The organism is Vibrio maerlii (genome assembly GCF_003415655.1).
Taxonomy (GTDB): domain Bacteria; phylum Pseudomonadota; class Gammaproteobacteria; order Enterobacterales; family Vibrionaceae; genus Vibrio; species Vibrio maerlii.
Genome location: NZ_QRHC01000002.1, coordinates 68,356 through 83,501, shown reverse-complemented (window position 1 = coordinate 83,501; position 15,146 = coordinate 68,356). Strand labels below are relative to the sequence as shown.

Here is a 15,146-nt window from a genome sequence, read left to right as displayed (position 1 = left end):
AAAATCAAGCACAAGCACCGAGTTTAGAGTAAGGCACAATTTGTGACTGGACTCTAGGTTCGGTGCTTTTGTTTTTTAATTCTTTAGTGCAATGAGTTTGTTTTTTCACTTTTTTATCAGGTGCTTAGTTTAAGTTTTCTCATTTTAAGTTGTTGAGTTATATCAAAACTGAATACCCGAGCTTTAATATGAATTGTTTAAATTCTCAACAAGTTGCTAATGTTTTACTGCTTGATAAATACACATAAGAAACGGCAAATAATTATAAACCGATTGCCGATAACTGAGAACGTGAATAAAAGGATGTATCAATGAAGAAGAACATAATGAAAGCGACACTAGCGCTTTGTACTGCTATCGGTCTACATGCCCCAGCGGTTGCTGCAGATGCGGAATACACGCTTAGATTTTCTCACTTCTGGCCTGCGGTCTCAGGTGTTCATAAAGATATTTTCCAAGTATGGGCAGACAATGTTGAGAAAGACTCTAATGGTCGAATCAAAGTCGACATCTACCCATCTTCAACTTTAGCTAAGCCACCTGCACAATACGATGCTGTTGCGAACCGTATCGCTGATGTTACGGCTACCGTGCAAGGCTACACAGCGAATCGTTTCCCATTGACGCAAATTGTTGAGCTACCTGGCGTGGCTAAGAGTGCAGTTAATGGTTCGTGCGTAATCCAAAGCTTGTACGATGAAGGCTTGATAAATAAAGAATACAACAAGACCCATCCACTGTTCCTATTTACCCACGGTCAGGGTCATATCCATACCAAAGACAAGCTGGTGAAGACCCCTGAAGATTTAGAAGGCCTGCGTATTCGTCGCCCAACCCCTGTTGTTGCTGAGCTTCTTGAAGGTCTGGGTTCTAAGCCAGTCGGCATGCCAGCACCAAACTCGTACCAATCAGTACAACGTGGTGTGATTGACGGTGTGACACTCCCTTGGGAAGGACAGGTTTCATTTCGCTTGAATGAGCTTACTCCTCACCATACTGAAGTTGGTGGCCTGTACACATTGGCATTCGTGGTAACGATGAACAAGGACGTTTACCGAAGAATGCCGAAAGACCTACAACAAGTGATTGATAAAAACTCAGGCGCTGATTGGGCAAATACCGCAGCAAAAGTATATGACGCAATTGATGTGAAAGGTCGTAAGCAAGCAGAAGAACTGGGACATGAGGTTTACACCGTTGAAGGTGGTATTGAAAACCCAGAATGGAAACCAGTACTGACTAAAGCAACAGAAGATTACCTCAATAAGCTAGAGAAGAAGCGCTTACCAGCTAAAACTGTCTACTCTCGTGCATTGGAGTTATCTGAATCATGTCCAATCTAAAAACACAACCAACTATGCCGACCCCTTCGGGGGACGGCACTTATAATACCTCTGGTGGTTTGGCTAACGCTGTTGAATTTATTACCCAAGCCTTTGGTAAGCTGACTTTAGCGATGCACTACATTGCGGGTACTGTGCTAGTCAGCATGATGTTCATTACTCTAGTCGACGTCATCTCAAGAGCGGTATTTGGTATGACAGAAGGAGCGGTCGACTTCACTTTTATTGGTGGTATTGAGCTGACCAAGTACGGCTTACTAACGGTGGTTCTGTTCTCATTGCCACACGCGGTGGGACGTTCACAAGTGATCGTTGACCTCTTTACCGAGAAGTGGAGCAATCGTGTTAAGAATCTGGTGGAAGCCTTTTATATGCTTGGCTTTACCCTGATTGGTTCAGGCATGAGCTATCGCTTCTACCATGCGATTGAATATGCGAATGAATCTGGCGAGACCACACAAGATCTGTTTATCCCATTATCTTACCTTTACGGTTTGAGTGCTTTTGCAACCTCAGTATTGGCAATTGCAGCACTGTTAACGGCTATCAACCTAGTACTGAACAACGGACAGGAGCGAGCATCATGAGTGAATCAGTAATTGGTCTCATCTGTATCGTGAGTATGTTGGTGATGATTGGCCTGCGTATGCCAATCGCGCTTGCCATGGCCGCGACCGGTTTTGTCGGCTTTGCAACTATAGTGGCGTTTGAGCCTGCGGTGGCCATTCTAGAAGGCGGTCCGTTTGAAACGTTATCAAACTACAGCTTTAGCCCTATCCCAATGTTCATCTTAATGGGTGTATTTGCTTCAAAAGCACGTATGTCTCAAGAGCTGTTTGATGGCGCTAGAAAGATGTTTGGTAGTTGGCGCGGTGGCATGGCTTTAGCTGGCGTGACCTCATGTGGCATCTTCTCGGCAATTTCCGGATCTTCGATGGCGACAGCGGCGAGTATGTCACGTGTTGCTCTGCCTGAAATGGAAAAGAACGGTTATAAAAAGTCGTTAGCGTCAGGAACACTGGCTGCTGGTGGCACCCTAGGGATCATGATCCCACCTTCAATTGCACTGCTTTTGTATGCGTTGATCACCGAACAATCGGTAGGTGACATGTTCATCGCGGGCATTGTTCCGGGTCTGCTTGGATTGGGGCTCTACTGCCTGACTATTGCGGTTGTGGTCACGCTATTTCCAGATGTCGCACAACCAGGTGAGAAGACAACGTGGAAAGAGAAGCTGATGGGTTTGAAAGGTTTACTGCCTTTCACCGCCGTTTTCGCTTTGATCATCGGTGGTATCTATACTGGTCTGTTTACTCCGACAGAAGCCGCGTCCGTCGGTGCAGCGGGTACCTTCTTTATTGCTATTTATCGTGGAATGCGATTCCAAGGGCTTAAAGAAGCGGTAGAAGAGACGTTGTTCATGACGGCAATGATCTTTTTCATGATCATTGGTGCTGAGATCTTCGGCTACTTCCTATCGGTATCACGTATCTCATTCACCTTGGTAGAGATTGTCGACAGTCTACAAATGTCGCCATACATGATCTTGTTCTGTGTATTGCTGCTATTTGTATTGCTTGGTTGTGTGATGGACAGCATGGCGATGCTACTGCTGACAGTGCCAGTGGTGTACCCATTGATTGAGGCTGCGGGTTTCGACCCAATCTGGTTCGGTATTGTTGCGGTCATTACCGTAGAGCTTGGCTTGATTACCCCTCCGGTGGGAATGAACGTGTTTGTCATTAAATCGGTCGCACCGGATATTCCAATCAAGGAGATCTTCAAAGGGGTAATGCCGTTTGTCATGTCAGATATCGTTCGCCTTGCATTGATCATTTCATTCCCAGCTTTGGCTGTCGGATTACTATAGGAGTATCACACCATGACTGCTTTATGGACTGATGACCTCAGCGTTGGTGATCAAGGCATTGATGATGACCACATTGGATTGTTTGAATTGATCAATGATTTGAGCAACGCGAGCATGACTCACGGCTACATCAATAATATTCTTCACCAGTTGGCGCGCTATACCGAAGAGCACTTCTCAAAAGAAGAAGAACACATGCGTAAGTTCGACTTTCCTGGTGTTGAAGCGCATCTCGCTCAACATGAGGAGTTTGTTGAATGGCTAACGACGATACGGAAGATGTATGCCCGTTTTCCTCAGAGCCCATTTGTTGTTGGGGATGCGGTGAATAGCTACCTACAACGCTGGTTAAGAGAGCATATCTTGCAAGAAGATATGAAGTATCGAGACTTTATCCTCGAACAAAAGCAAGCCAGCTAACCCAATCCTTTTTATATATTTTCTTTCACCCTAGCTTTTGCTCCGTGTGGCAAAGGCTGGGTTTCTTTTATCTGAAATTTAAGCCTAACAAAACGCTCGAACCACAAAATAAAAGCCCAAAGAGGCGATAGGTTCTTATCAGAAAATAAGGAAATACCAATGATAAAATCAATGATGAAAAGCGCAGTATTGGCGCTTCTCGTTTCAACGTCCGCACTTGCTGAAACTGAAGTCTTGCTACTAGGAACTGGAACTCCGGTGCCAGACCCCGATAGAAGTGGGCCTTCAACCGCGGTCATTGTTGATGGCGAGGCATACATCTTTGATGCTGGTGGCGGTATGGTACAACGCGCGATAGAAGCCGCAGAGAAATATCAGTTAGACGCTCTTTATCCAACCAACATAAAACATGTGTTTATTACCCATTTGCACAGCGATCATATCCTAGATGCTTCTGAGCTCGCGGCCACGTATTGGTGGCGACGCGATGAGAAGCTGTCACTATATGGACCTGTGGGAACCGAGAAGTTCATCAACGGGTACTACGATATGGTGTCAGTAGATATTCGATTGCGTACTTCAGGAAAACAGCCAGTTAAGAACCCAACCTTCTACCAAGTGAACGTCAAGGAGTACGTGGAAGATACGGTAGCCTACGAGAATGATAAGGTAAAAATTGAAGCTTTCCGCGTTCCTCATGGCGATATTCGACCAGCATTTGCTTATCGCGTAACGACAGAGGACAAAGTGGTGGTCATTAGTGGCGACACCGCTTACTCAGAGCGTATGGTGGATATCGCCAAGGGGGCAGATGTGTTAGTTCATGAGGTGATTAGCGAGCAGGGGCTATCTAAGCTTCCTGAGTTCTGGCAGAACTACCACTCGACCAGTCACACATTAACCTCTGAACTGGCGGATATTGCGAGTAAAGCGAAACCGAAGAAATTGGTGTTGAGTCACATCTTGCATTATTCAGCACCTATCGACAGCGTACTCGGGGAGGTACAGGCTAACTATCCGGGAGAAGTCATTCTCGGCAATGACTTGGATAGATTCTAAGAGCACGAACACAGAAAAGGGGCGTTGTGCCCCTTTTAACTATTCACTTTGAGTGACGTTATTTTTCGAGTAAGAAATCAATCGCCAGTTTATAGCCTTTAGTACCCATTCCAATTATGGTTCCTGCTGCCACTGGAGAGATGTAAGAGTGGTGACGGAAAGATTCACGCGCATGAACATTAGAAATATGAACCTCGATGACCGGCACTTCAACGCCTTTGATTGCATCGTGGAGAGCAATAGACGTGTGTGTGTATGCTCCTGGGTTAAATACGACACCGGCACATTCTCCTTGATTGAATGAGCGGCCCGCTTCGTGAATGGCATCAATCAAGCTGCCCTCAGTGTTGCTTTGAAAACACTCCACGTCATAACCGTATTCTGCAGCAACGCGGCGACAGTTATCTTCAACATCTTGTAGAGTCTCGTAGCCATATTGTTGCGGCTCGCGCGTGCCGAGTAGGTTTAGGTTTGGTCCGTTGAGTATTAAGAGCTTTTTCATTGTTTCTGTTGTCCTTAACGTAATTTAGCAAGCTGTATTTGTTTAAAGTTGTTGAGTTCAGCACTTGAAGCCTTGATACCAGTAAATAGAGTAAAGGCGTCGTTCGCTTGATGGAAAAAGAGCTCGAAACCACTCAAACAATCAATCGATTGATTTTGAGCGGCCAAGATAAATTCTGTTTCATGTGGGATATAGACGGCATCGAAGACCCACTTTTGTGCCTTTAGCCATTTTGGATTGATTGGGCAGCCGGGTGTTTGATAGTGCCCTACAGGCGTGCAATTCAATACACCGTCAGCTTTGTTAACATATTGTTCTAATTCAGAATCCTTCAAACATATGACATCAATGCCTGCTTCAGCAAGACGTGTTGCCAAGCTATTCATTTTAGTTAGATCTCGGTCATATATTGCGATATGTGTCGCTTGAAGATCGGCAAGCGAGAAACAGATTGCCTTTCCAACGCCACCACAACCGAGCAACACCACGTTCCCAGGGCTTGATTGGCCGAATTGTTTGAATGCCGTTATAAAGCCACTGTAGTCGGTGTTGTAAGCGACGATTTTTCCATGTTCTTTTACTAAGGTGTTTGCCGCACCCACTCTTTCAGCAGAATGATCAACTTTATCCGCGACGTTCAGTATCTGCTCTTTATATGGGTAGGTGACGTTGGCCGAATCTATTTCATCTTCAAATAATTGATAAGCATGTTGAGTCAAAGTCTTTGTGCAGTTCGTGTTGAACTCATCAAGCTCGTAGTTGAGTTCGATGGATAGCTTGGCGGCGAGTTCGTTATGGAAAGCTGGAGATTGAGAACGTTGGATGTTCTGTCCTATTAGTCGGCATTGAATCATGGTTCATTCCTTATCGTTATTTGTTCTCACGCTACCAAATGCTTTTTTCTGACGATAATTGTTTTTTTTTAACACCCATTCAATTTTTGAAGAATCTAGAATATTCGGGGCTTGCGCCACTCAGCTTGTGAGGTGTTATTGCGTTGCCTATCTCAAAAACTTATACCGTGAGAAATAATTGAAATATCGCGTTGATGCGCATAGTCGTAGAGTAGTTGCATCTACCAAGAACAACGATAAATGATAGCTCAAAGCGACCGTCAGAGGTCTCGAGCTGACAGAAAGCAACCAACGTTGTTTGAATAATGGGTCATGGCGTGTTTAGTCGCTTAAAAGCTGAAGAAGGGAATCCTAATGGAAAACAACGTAGTCGTTCAGAACATCAAACGTGCAGACAAGGAATTGGTCGAAGGCTTACGCCAATGCGGTGTCGCAACTATCCATGAAGCGCAAGGTCGCAAAGGGTTGTTAGCGCACTACATGCGTCCAATCTTTCAGGGTGATGCAGTGGCGGGCTCAGCGCTAACCATTTCAGGGGCTGCGGGTGATAACTGGATGATGCACGTTGCAATTGAACAAGCCAAAGAAGGGGATTTCTTAGTTTTTGCGCCAACCTCTCCATCAAATCATGGATATTTCGGTGACCTACTTGCTACATCCGCTCAAGCTCGAGGTGTGGTGGGGTTAATTATCGAAGGTGGTGTCCGTGATACTCGTGACCTGCGTGAGATGAATTTCCCAGTGTGGTCTAAAGCCGTATTTAGTGAAGGCACGATTAAAGAAACGTTAGGTTCTGTCAACGTACCAATGAACTGTGCGGGTGCGTTGATTTACCCTGGTGACATCATGGTAGCAGATGAAGATGGGGTGGTGGTGGTTCGTCGCGAAGAAGCAGAAGAAGTTCTTCATGAATCACTGGCTCGCATAGAACGCGAAGAAGCCAAACGTGTTCGCCTAGCGAATGGAGAGCTGGGTCTCGACATCTACCAAATGCGTGAACGTCTTGCTGAGAAAGGTTTGAAGTATGTCTAGTACTAAGCCGCTAAGTGCGAAATGCATGTGGATGCGTTCAGGCACTTCAAAAGGGGCCTATTTCCTTCGCCAAGATTTGCCTTCTGATGAGCAGCAAAGAGAAGCGTTTTTGCTGTCTATCATGGGCACACCCGATGCTCGACAAATAGATGGTATTGGTGGCGCAGATCCACTGACGTCTAAGGTTGCGATTGTCGAATCTTCAAAACGTGAAGGCGTCGATGTCGACTACTTATTTCAACAAGTATTTGTTGACCAAGCTCTCGTGAGTAGTAAGCAAAACTGTGGCAACATTTTAGCTGGCGTTGCACCTTTCGCGATAGAGCGTGGATTGGTTAAAGCACAAGAGGGGGAAACCTCAGTGCGAATCTTTATGGAGAACACGCAACAAGTCGCAACCGTGACCGTGCAAACCCCCAATGGTGAAGTTGATTATCGAGGAAACTGTCAGATAGACGGTGTACCGAATACTGCAGCCCCAATTGCCGTTTGCTTTGAAGATACCGCCGGTTCCACATGTGGGGCATTGCTTCCAACGGGGAATGAAAAAGATGTGATCGATGGCGTTGAAGTGACATTGATTGATAATGGTATGCCTGTCGTTGTTCTGAGAGCCCAAGACTTTGAACTGACGGGTGACGAATCTCGCGAGCAACTTGATGCAAATATAGAGCTGAAACAGCGTCTAGAGTCGATTCGCTTGCAAGCGGGACCATTGATGGATCTCGGTGATGTGTCGGAACTGTCCGTCCCGAAGATGTCATTGGTCAGTGAGCCGCAATACGGCGGTGGTATCTCTACTCGAACCTTTATCCCTCATCGTTGCCATGCCTCTATTGGTGTACTCGGTGCGGTGAGTGTCGCGAGTGCATGTATTCTACCGAATGCGCCCGCTAGTGAACTTGCGAGCGTAGATCTACAACAAAAAATACAAATCGATGTTGAACACCCGATTGGCAAGATGAGTGTGGTGTTAGATGTTGAAGAGAATAAAGTGAAGTCCGCAGCTATCCTTCGAACAGCGCGCAAGCTGTTTGATGGGGAAGTGTTTGGACGATAGCCTGATAAAAATAACAAGGAAGAAGAATGGACGCTGATTACCTACCCTTTCACCCTAATCCGAGTAAACCAACGTTTGTTGTGCCTGAAGGTGCAGTAGACAGCCATTGTCACGTGTTTGGCCCAGCGGCGAAGTTTCCTTACTCGCCAGCTCGTAAGTACACGCCATGTGATGCATCAAAAGAGCAGCTATTCGCACTGCGTGATTACCTTGGCTTTAGTCGTAACGTCATTGTTCAAGCATCGTGCCATAGCACGGATAACCGAGCGCTGGTAGATGCATTAGAAACGGCCGGTGAGCTTGCCCGAGGCATTGCTTTTGTGGATGAAACCGTGACCGATGAAGAACTTCAATTGATGGATAAAGCCGGTGTTCGCGGTGTTCGTTTTAATTTCGTTAAGCGCTTAGTTGATACCGTTCCGGTTAAAAAGTTAAAAGCGATTGCTGAAAAGATTCGCCCATTAGGCTGGCATGTTGTGGTTTATTTCGAAGCTCAAGATCTCGATGACGTCACTCCATTTCTAGAAGAGCTCAACATGACCGTGGTTATCGATCATATGGGGCGCCCAGATGTGACTAAAGGGGTTGATAGCCAAGAATTTGGCAAGTTCATCTCGCTAATGGAGCGCAACCCAGACATTTGGTGCAAAGTGAGCTGCCCAGAGCGTTTAACTCAAACTCCGCCTGATTACTCAGATGTGGTGCCATTTGCGAAGACGCTGGTGGAGCTATTTCCCGAGCGCGTGCTATGGGGCACCGATTGGCCACATCCAAATATGAAATCTCACACGCCAGATGATGGTCACTTGGTGGATGTGATTCCAAAAATTGCAGCGACCCCAGAGCTGCAGCAGGCGCTACTTGTTACTAATCCTATGAAACTTTATTGGCCGGAGAGTGTGTAAATGTCTTACTTAAATAATAAACCGATCCCAGGTACAACCATGTTTGACGGCACTATGGCGCGCAAGGGCTATGGACTCAACAAGATGTGTCACACGCTCAATGAGAAAGCGGGTCGAGATGAGTTTTCAGCTGATGAAATGGCTTATTGCGACAAATTCGGCCTTACAGAAGCGCAGAAAACAGCGATTCGTGAACGTGATGTGCTGGGCCTAATTGAGCAGGGTGGCAGTATTTATTATCTAGCGAAGTTTGTCGGTATGTTAGGTCTTAATATGCAAGACATCGGTGCGATGCAAACAGGTATGACAGTAGAAGAATTCAAACAAATGTTGGTAGAGGCAGGGAAATAGTTATGGCAAAGATTGTTGGCGGGATCACCACTTCACACATTCCTTCAATCGGAAAAGCGATTGAGAATAACCTTCAGCAAACAGACTATTGGAAGCCACTGTTTGATGCTTACCCTCCCATTCATCATTGGTTGGATGAAGTAAAGCCAGATGTCGCCGTTGTGTTCTATAACGACCATGGCTTAGAGTTCTTCCTCGACAAGAAACCCACCTTTGCGATTGGTGCCGCTCCCTCGTACAAGAATGCTGATGAAGGGTGGGGTATTCCCACAATTCCTAAGATACAAGGTGATCCAGAACTATCGTGGCACATCTGTAACCAGTTAGTGGAAAATGAATTTGATATCACCATCTGTCAGGAGATGAAGGTTGACCACGGCTTAACGGTTCCGATGCAGCTTATGTGGCCAAACTTTAGCTACGGTCATATGAAGGTGATCCCGGTGTGTATCAACGTAGAGCAGCATCCTATGCCATCACCAAAGCGTTGCTTCGACCTAGGCAAAGCCATTGGCGATGCCATTGAAAGTTACGATAAAGACCTGAACGTTGTGATTTTAGGTACCGGTGGTTTGTCTCACCAATTGGATGGTGAGCGAGCAGGGTTTATTAATAAAGAGTTCGACCTGTACTGCATGGAGAAACTCATCTCTGACCCTGAGACATTAACCAAGCTTTCTATCTATGACCTGGTCGAGCAGGGCGGTGCACAAGGTGCTGAGTTCATTATGTGGCTTGGTATGCGCGGTGCACTGACAGGTGAGCTCAACGTTCTCAAGAGCAGCTACCACGCACCAATCTCCAACACCGGAGCTGGAACTATGCTTATCGAAAATCGTTAGAACGATAAATTAATAAGGTTAATACGGAACCCCACGACAATTGTTGTGGGGTTTCTGTTTTTAACTTATTGAAAAAATGAACAAATAAATTTAATTCGAAAATATTGAAAATAAATATCGTCCATTGAATCAGTCCATCGTCTTATAGGTGTAAATGAAGAATATTGACCTTGTTGCGAAGCAGTCGCCAAGGTTTGAAACACCAACGGAGTCGAAAATGATTAAATTGATTAGCTTTAAAAACTGCCCATTTGTACAACGTGTAATGGGGGCTCTAGTGACTAAAGAAATCCCATTTGAAATTGAGTACATTGAGCTAAGCAATAAACCACAATGGTTCTTGGATATCTCACCCAATGGTCAGGTACCAGTAATGGTGACAGAAGATAAAACCGTGCTATTTGAATCAGATGCTATTGTCGAGTATTTGGATGACAAATACGCTCCAATTGAATACGTGAGCCCTGAGCAAAAAGCGTTGGACCGTGCATGGTCTTACCAAGCGAGCAAACATTACATGCCTCAATGCGGCACTATGTCTTCAAAGGATAAAGAGACGTTTGAAACACGTTTAGCCAACTTGCAAAAGTCGTTTGCAAAAGCAGAAAAGCAGTTGGGAGACACTCTATTCTTCAAAAGCGATTCCATTTCAAATGTTGATATTGCTTGGTTACCGCTGCTTCACCGCTCGGCAGTGATAAAACAAGAATCGGGTTTTGACATGCTAGATGGCTTCCCTAAAGTTCAGAAATGGCAGCAAGCTATCATTGATTCTGGTCTTGCTGCAAAGACGGTTCCTGAAGACTTTGTAGAGCGCTTCAGCGGCTTCTACCTTAAAAATACTTACCTAGGTGACCTAGCGCAGGGAAACCAAGAGAAGTGTGAGCCAGCAAGTTCATGCTCTACTGCAAACAAAGGAAAGGCTGCGCAATCTTGCTGCGGTTAGCCTTTAATTAAGCTATAAGATTTATTGATTACAAAAAGAATGAGTACATGGAGTAAGATTTTATGGCTACAGACAAAGAGAAAGTTAAAGAGCTACTGATCAAGACTATTTATGGCGTATCAGCCTCTGAAATGAAGACAATCATCGATGTTGACCAAGATGTGGCGCTGAAGGTCATCCAAGAATTAAAAGAGGAAAGGGAGGACATTCAATCTCTGGGTGAAGGCTCGAACCCTGAGGAGTTGGTACTCTACTCCATTGGTGAAATTATCCCTTAACTTCATAATTCGTTGATGAATTTGGAAGCAAACCGTCAGTTTTTAGCTGGCGGTTTTTGTTAGACTTTCTCATTTCCAAACTTAGCTTAAATAGCTTTTTGTCATGAGGTTAGAATGAAATTAGAACTCATCGAGCAACCAGAGAAGGCGATTTACGATCGTATTCAAGGTGGGATTCGCGCTTACAACCAACAATTTTTGCCTAGTAAAGAACAGCATCTACAAGTTGCACTGTTGGCGAAGGATGAATCAGGTGAGCTACTGGGCGGAATGAACGCGTATTTCTATGCAACATGCGTGTTTGTTGAGCACCTTTGGATTGATGAAAGCCAACGCAAAAGCGGCCTAGGCAGTACCTTAATCAAGCGAATCGAAGTAGAAGCTAAATCTCGACAAGTAACGGACATGTTCTTAGATACCTATTCATTCCAAGCTCGTGATTTCTATATCAAGCATGGGTTTACCGAGGTAGGGAAGTATACTAACTTCCCTACTAAAGGCATTGATAAGTACTTTTTACAGAAAGCGATCTAACGCTTAATCGCTTGGTGACCTCAAAAACTGTGTCATAGCCGCTACTTTGTTTCAGGGTAAGCCATCTCAAGCTTCGCTAACTTCTCAGCTTGCTCTGCAGGTGAGCCAGTGTGTTTCGCCAATAGATGGTAGAGCCCAGGAATGATGACGAGTGTCATCATCGTAGCGACTAATACCCCGGAGAAGATCACCACACCAATAGCATGGCGTGACTCCCAGCCAGCGCCATTTGCCAACATTAATGGAATCGATCCCGCAAGTGTTGTGATGGCTGTCATCAGAATAGGGCGTAATCGCTGACTCGCACCATCAACAATCGCTTGTTCGAAACCTAAGCCTTTATCACGCAATTGGTTGATGAACTCGACGATCAAAATACCGTTTTTACTCGCCAGACCGATTAACATGATGATGGCGATCTGCGAATAGACATCAATAACAAGGTCAAACATTATCATGCCACCAAGGGCTCCAGTTAGGGCTAAAGGAACAGTAAGTATGATCACGAAAGGATGAATAAAGCTTTCAAATTGAGCGGCAAGCACAAGATAGACCACCATTAGAGCCAGAATAAAAATCAGTCCCATAGAGCTACTTGAACGCTTAAACTCGAGAGACTCACCTTTATAATCGACCGTTGCCTGGCTTGGCAGATGCTCTTGAACCACATCTTCTAAATAGCTCAGAGCTTGACTCAAAGAGTAACCATCGGCTAAATCAGCTGAAATAGTAATAGCTTTGCGGCGGTTGTAGTGTCTTAGTGAACTTGGTTGCCCTTCGATGATAACCTCAACCAGCTTATCTAGGCGCACTAACTCCCCTGTGTTTTGTGAACGCACTTGAATCATAGCTAAGTCAGTAATGCTGTTAAACGCATCACGTGGTGCACGAACATGAACATCATACTCTTCGCCATTTTCGATATAGGTGGTGATGTTTTTGCCTGCTAACACCGTCTCTAATGTGTTGGCAATCTCAGAGACAGGAATGCCTAGTTCATGTGCATAGGCCTGATTGATTTGAGTGCGTAATCGTGGCGTAGTCTCATTATAATCACTATCTAAATCAAGCAAATTAGGGTTCTCGCTTGCGATGCCAATGACTTTCTCTGTCCACTCTTTTACCTGATCGTAGCTGCCTCCACCGATAACTAATTGCACAGGAGAGCGGGCACGACTGCCAAAACTGGTGGGCACAACTGGAGAGATCCGCAGATCGACCATAGGCGCCAACTGCCGACGAATCATGTTCCCCACTTCAAACACACTCTCTTCACGCTCGCTCCAATCAACTAAGTCGATGATGAGCATGATTTCGTGCTCACCCCGTCGGCCTGGAGCACGAATAGCCATCGTTTCGATAGGGCCTTCATGTGCCATAAGCGGGGCCATTCTATCTTCAATCTCACTTACATAAGGCTGCATGGCATCAAACCCAGTCCCCTCGGTTGCGCGTAGCATTACCATTAGGCGCCCTTTGTCTTCACGAGCGACAAAAGACTGTGGCAGTGTTTGATACACAACCGCGATGAAACCCATGCTGACAACAACCAATAACGCGGCAACCCAGCTGTGTTTGAGTAGTCGGGTTATTAAACCACGATAGCTTTGCTCCAAACGTTTAAACAGAGACTCGGTAAAGTCGTGCAGCTTTCCTGGTTTCACGTTTACTGACAATAAACGACTGCCGAGCACTGGCCCCATAGTCAGTGCTACGATACTAGAAATAATGACCGCACCAGCAAGGGTGATGGCGTACTCACGAAATAAAAGGCCAACCGTACCGGTTAGCAAGGTGATTGGCACAAAGACAGCGACCAACACCGCTGTGGTAGAGATCACCGCCATGCCAACTTCTTTAGTACCCCGATAAGCCGCAAGCATTGGCGGTTCACCCATATCGACTCGGCGTACGATATTCTCTAGTACGACAATCGCATCATCCACCAACAGCCCAACTGCGAGGACTAAAGCAAGTAGAGTGATTAAATTGATGGAGTAACCAAACAGAGCAAGCACTGCAAAAGTCGCTATCAACGAGATGGGCACGCTAACGGCAGGGATTAAGGTTGCCCTAGCGCTGCCGAGAAACGTATAAATGACTAAGATGACCAGAGCAGAGGTTACTGCTAGCGTTGTGTAAACCTCGCTAATTGCGCTATCGATAAACACCGAGCTGTCGGATAGAGGCTGAATTGTCATGCCTGCGGGAAGAAAAGGGGTCAGACGTTCAATTTCTGCTTTGATACCATTCACCACATCCAAGGTATTGGCTTGAGACTGTTTAAGAAATTCCATCATGACCATCGAGCGGCCATCTACGCGTAAGGTACGCAGATCATTTTTTGCCCCAGTGGTGACATTAGCGATATCGGAAAGGTAGAGGATCGAACCATCATGATTGCGGCGGACGATAAGCCTTTGATAATCCTCAGCTGTGAGGTAGCTGCGCTCCAATCGCAGCGTATAGCTTCGGGCTGGATCATATAGATTACCAGCTGGTGCTTCTAAGTTTTCACTGCGAAGTGCGGATTCGATGTCAGCGACAGTAACGTTTCGACTTGCCATGGCGATTGGATCGAGATGAACCAGTAAGGCATACGTTTGGTCACCTCGCAGTTCAATTGAACTGACTCCATCAAGTAGACTTAGAGGCTGAACAAACTGCCTCTCAATATAATCCGATAGCTCAACAGACGATAGAGAATCAGACGAGACAGCAAAGCTAATAACTCCGTCACCATCAGAGTCACTTTTGGTTACGGTCGGCGGGTCCATGCTCGCAGGGAGCTGCCTTTGTGCTCTTGCCACCGAATCTCGTACATCATTCGCAGCGGCTTCAATATCACGGCTAGCCTCAAACTCAACTTTAATATTTGCTCGGCCTTCTGAAGCATTTCCTTCAATGCTGCGTACCCCATCGATACCCGAGAGTTGGTCTTCAATCACCTTAATCACTCGTGACTCCATGATATCGGCAGAGGCACCAGCATAGTTGGCTCTAACTGACACAATAGGGGCCGCGACATCAGGGTATTCACGCAAAGGAATGTTATTAAAAGCCAACACACCGAATACGATGAGAAGAAGGTTAACCACACAAGCGACAACCGGACGTTTAATCGATAGATCAGAGAGAAACATGACTATC

16 protein-coding genes are annotated in these 15,146 nt (G+C 45.7%); 13 read left to right on the top strand and 3 right to left on the bottom strand.

The features are described 5' to 3' along the window. Positions 1-311 precede the first annotated feature (311 nt). The 5 genes from DPF91_RS01265 to DPF91_RS01245 all read left to right on the top strand — a co-directional run bounded on the left by DPF91_RS01265 (position 312) and on the right by DPF91_RS01245 (position 4,692). A complete protein-coding gene (locus DPF91_RS01265) occupies positions 312-1,343 on the top strand; it encodes a TRAP transporter substrate-binding protein (RefSeq protein WP_117232627.1) in 1,032 nt (343 codons plus the stop codon). After that, the gene (locus DPF91_RS01260) at positions 1,331-1,930 is read left to right on the top strand and encodes a TRAP transporter small permease (protein ID WP_241033734.1); all 600 of its coding nucleotides are present in this window, start codon (positions 1,331-1,333) and stop codon (positions 1,928-1,930) included. Before DPF91_RS01265 ends, DPF91_RS01260 begins: the two co-directional genes overlap by 13 nt. Next, positions 1,927-3,213, top strand: coding sequence for a TRAP transporter large permease (locus DPF91_RS01255; protein ID WP_117232626.1), 1,287 nt, complete (start codon positions 1,927-1,929; stop codon positions 3,211-3,213). Before DPF91_RS01260 ends, DPF91_RS01255 begins: the two co-directional genes overlap by 4 nt. 12 nt (positions 3,214-3,225) lie before the next feature. Then, positions 3,226-3,633, top strand: a complete 408-nt coding sequence (locus DPF91_RS01250; protein WP_117232625.1) for a bacteriohemerythrin — start codon at positions 3,226-3,228, stop codon at positions 3,631-3,633. 159 nt (positions 3,634-3,792) lie between these two features. Next, entirely contained in the window at positions 3,793-4,692 is a 900-nt protein-coding gene (locus DPF91_RS01245; RefSeq protein WP_117232624.1) for an MBL fold metallo-hydrolase, read from the top strand. Positions 4,693-4,750: 58 nt separating this feature from the next. On the opposite strand, the gene aroQ is transcribed toward DPF91_RS01245, so the two are convergent. Beyond that, complete coding sequence (gene aroQ / locus DPF91_RS01240) at positions 4,751-5,194, bottom strand: type II 3-dehydroquinate dehydratase (protein ID WP_117232623.1); 444 nt, start codon at positions 5,192-5,194, stop codon at positions 4,751-4,753. A gap of 14 nt (positions 5,195-5,208) precedes the next feature. After that, positions 5,209-6,048: a shikimate dehydrogenase family protein gene (locus DPF91_RS01235; protein WP_117232622.1), complete on the bottom strand. Its 840-nt coding sequence runs from the start codon at positions 6,046-6,048 to the stop codon at positions 5,209-5,211. A gap of 354 nt (positions 6,049-6,402) precedes the next feature. On the opposite strand from DPF91_RS01235, the gene DPF91_RS01230 reads away from it, so the two are divergent. The 8 genes from DPF91_RS01230 (at position 6,403) to DPF91_RS01195 (ending at position 11,996) form a co-directional block, all read left to right on the top strand. Next, positions 6,403-7,080, top strand: a complete 678-nt coding sequence (locus DPF91_RS01230; RefSeq protein ID WP_117232621.1) for a 4-carboxy-4-hydroxy-2-oxoadipate aldolase/oxaloacetate decarboxylase — start codon at positions 6,403-6,405, stop codon at positions 7,078-7,080. After that, the gene (locus DPF91_RS01225; protein WP_117232620.1) at positions 7,073-8,140 is read left to right on the top strand and encodes a 4-oxalomesaconate tautomerase; all 1,068 of its coding nucleotides are present in this window, start codon (positions 7,073-7,075) and stop codon (positions 8,138-8,140) included. The genes DPF91_RS01230 and DPF91_RS01225 overlap by 8 nt, the downstream gene beginning before the upstream one ends. A gap of 26 nt (positions 8,141-8,166) precedes the next feature. Then, positions 8,167-9,045: an amidohydrolase family protein gene (locus tag DPF91_RS01220; protein ID WP_117232619.1), complete on the top strand. Its 879-nt coding sequence runs from the start codon at positions 8,167-8,169 to the stop codon at positions 9,043-9,045. After that, positions 9,046-9,396: a protocatechuate 4,5-dioxygenase subunit alpha gene (locus tag DPF91_RS01215; protein WP_117232618.1), complete on the top strand. Its 351-nt coding sequence runs from the start codon at positions 9,046-9,048 to the stop codon at positions 9,394-9,396. Between the two features lie 2 nt (positions 9,397-9,398). Continuing rightward, positions 9,399-10,238, top strand: coding sequence for a class III extradiol dioxygenase family protein (locus DPF91_RS01210; RefSeq protein ID WP_117232617.1), 840 nt, complete (start codon positions 9,399-9,401; stop codon positions 10,236-10,238). A 217-nt stretch (positions 10,239-10,455) separates the two neighbouring features. Continuing rightward, entirely contained in the window at positions 10,456-11,184 is a 729-nt protein-coding gene (locus tag DPF91_RS01205; RefSeq protein ID WP_117233175.1) for a glutathione S-transferase family protein, read from the top strand. A 62-nt stretch (positions 11,185-11,246) separates the two neighbouring features. After that, complete coding sequence (locus DPF91_RS01200; RefSeq protein ID WP_117232616.1) at positions 11,247-11,462, top strand: hypothetical protein; 216 nt, start codon at positions 11,247-11,249, stop codon at positions 11,460-11,462. Between the two features lie 114 nt (positions 11,463-11,576). Further along, on the top strand, positions 11,577-11,996 hold the full coding sequence (locus tag DPF91_RS01195) for a GNAT family N-acetyltransferase (RefSeq protein WP_117232615.1): 420 nt from the start codon (positions 11,577-11,579) through the stop codon (positions 11,994-11,996). A 41-nt stretch (positions 11,997-12,037) separates the two neighbouring features. Here DPF91_RS01195 and DPF91_RS01190 read toward each other — a convergent pair whose 3' ends face one another. Further along, on the bottom strand, positions 12,038-15,139 hold the full coding sequence (locus tag DPF91_RS01190) for an efflux RND transporter permease subunit (protein ID WP_117232614.1): 3,102 nt from the start codon (positions 15,137-15,139) through the stop codon (positions 12,038-12,040). Between the last annotated feature and the right edge of the window lie 7 nt (positions 15,140-15,146).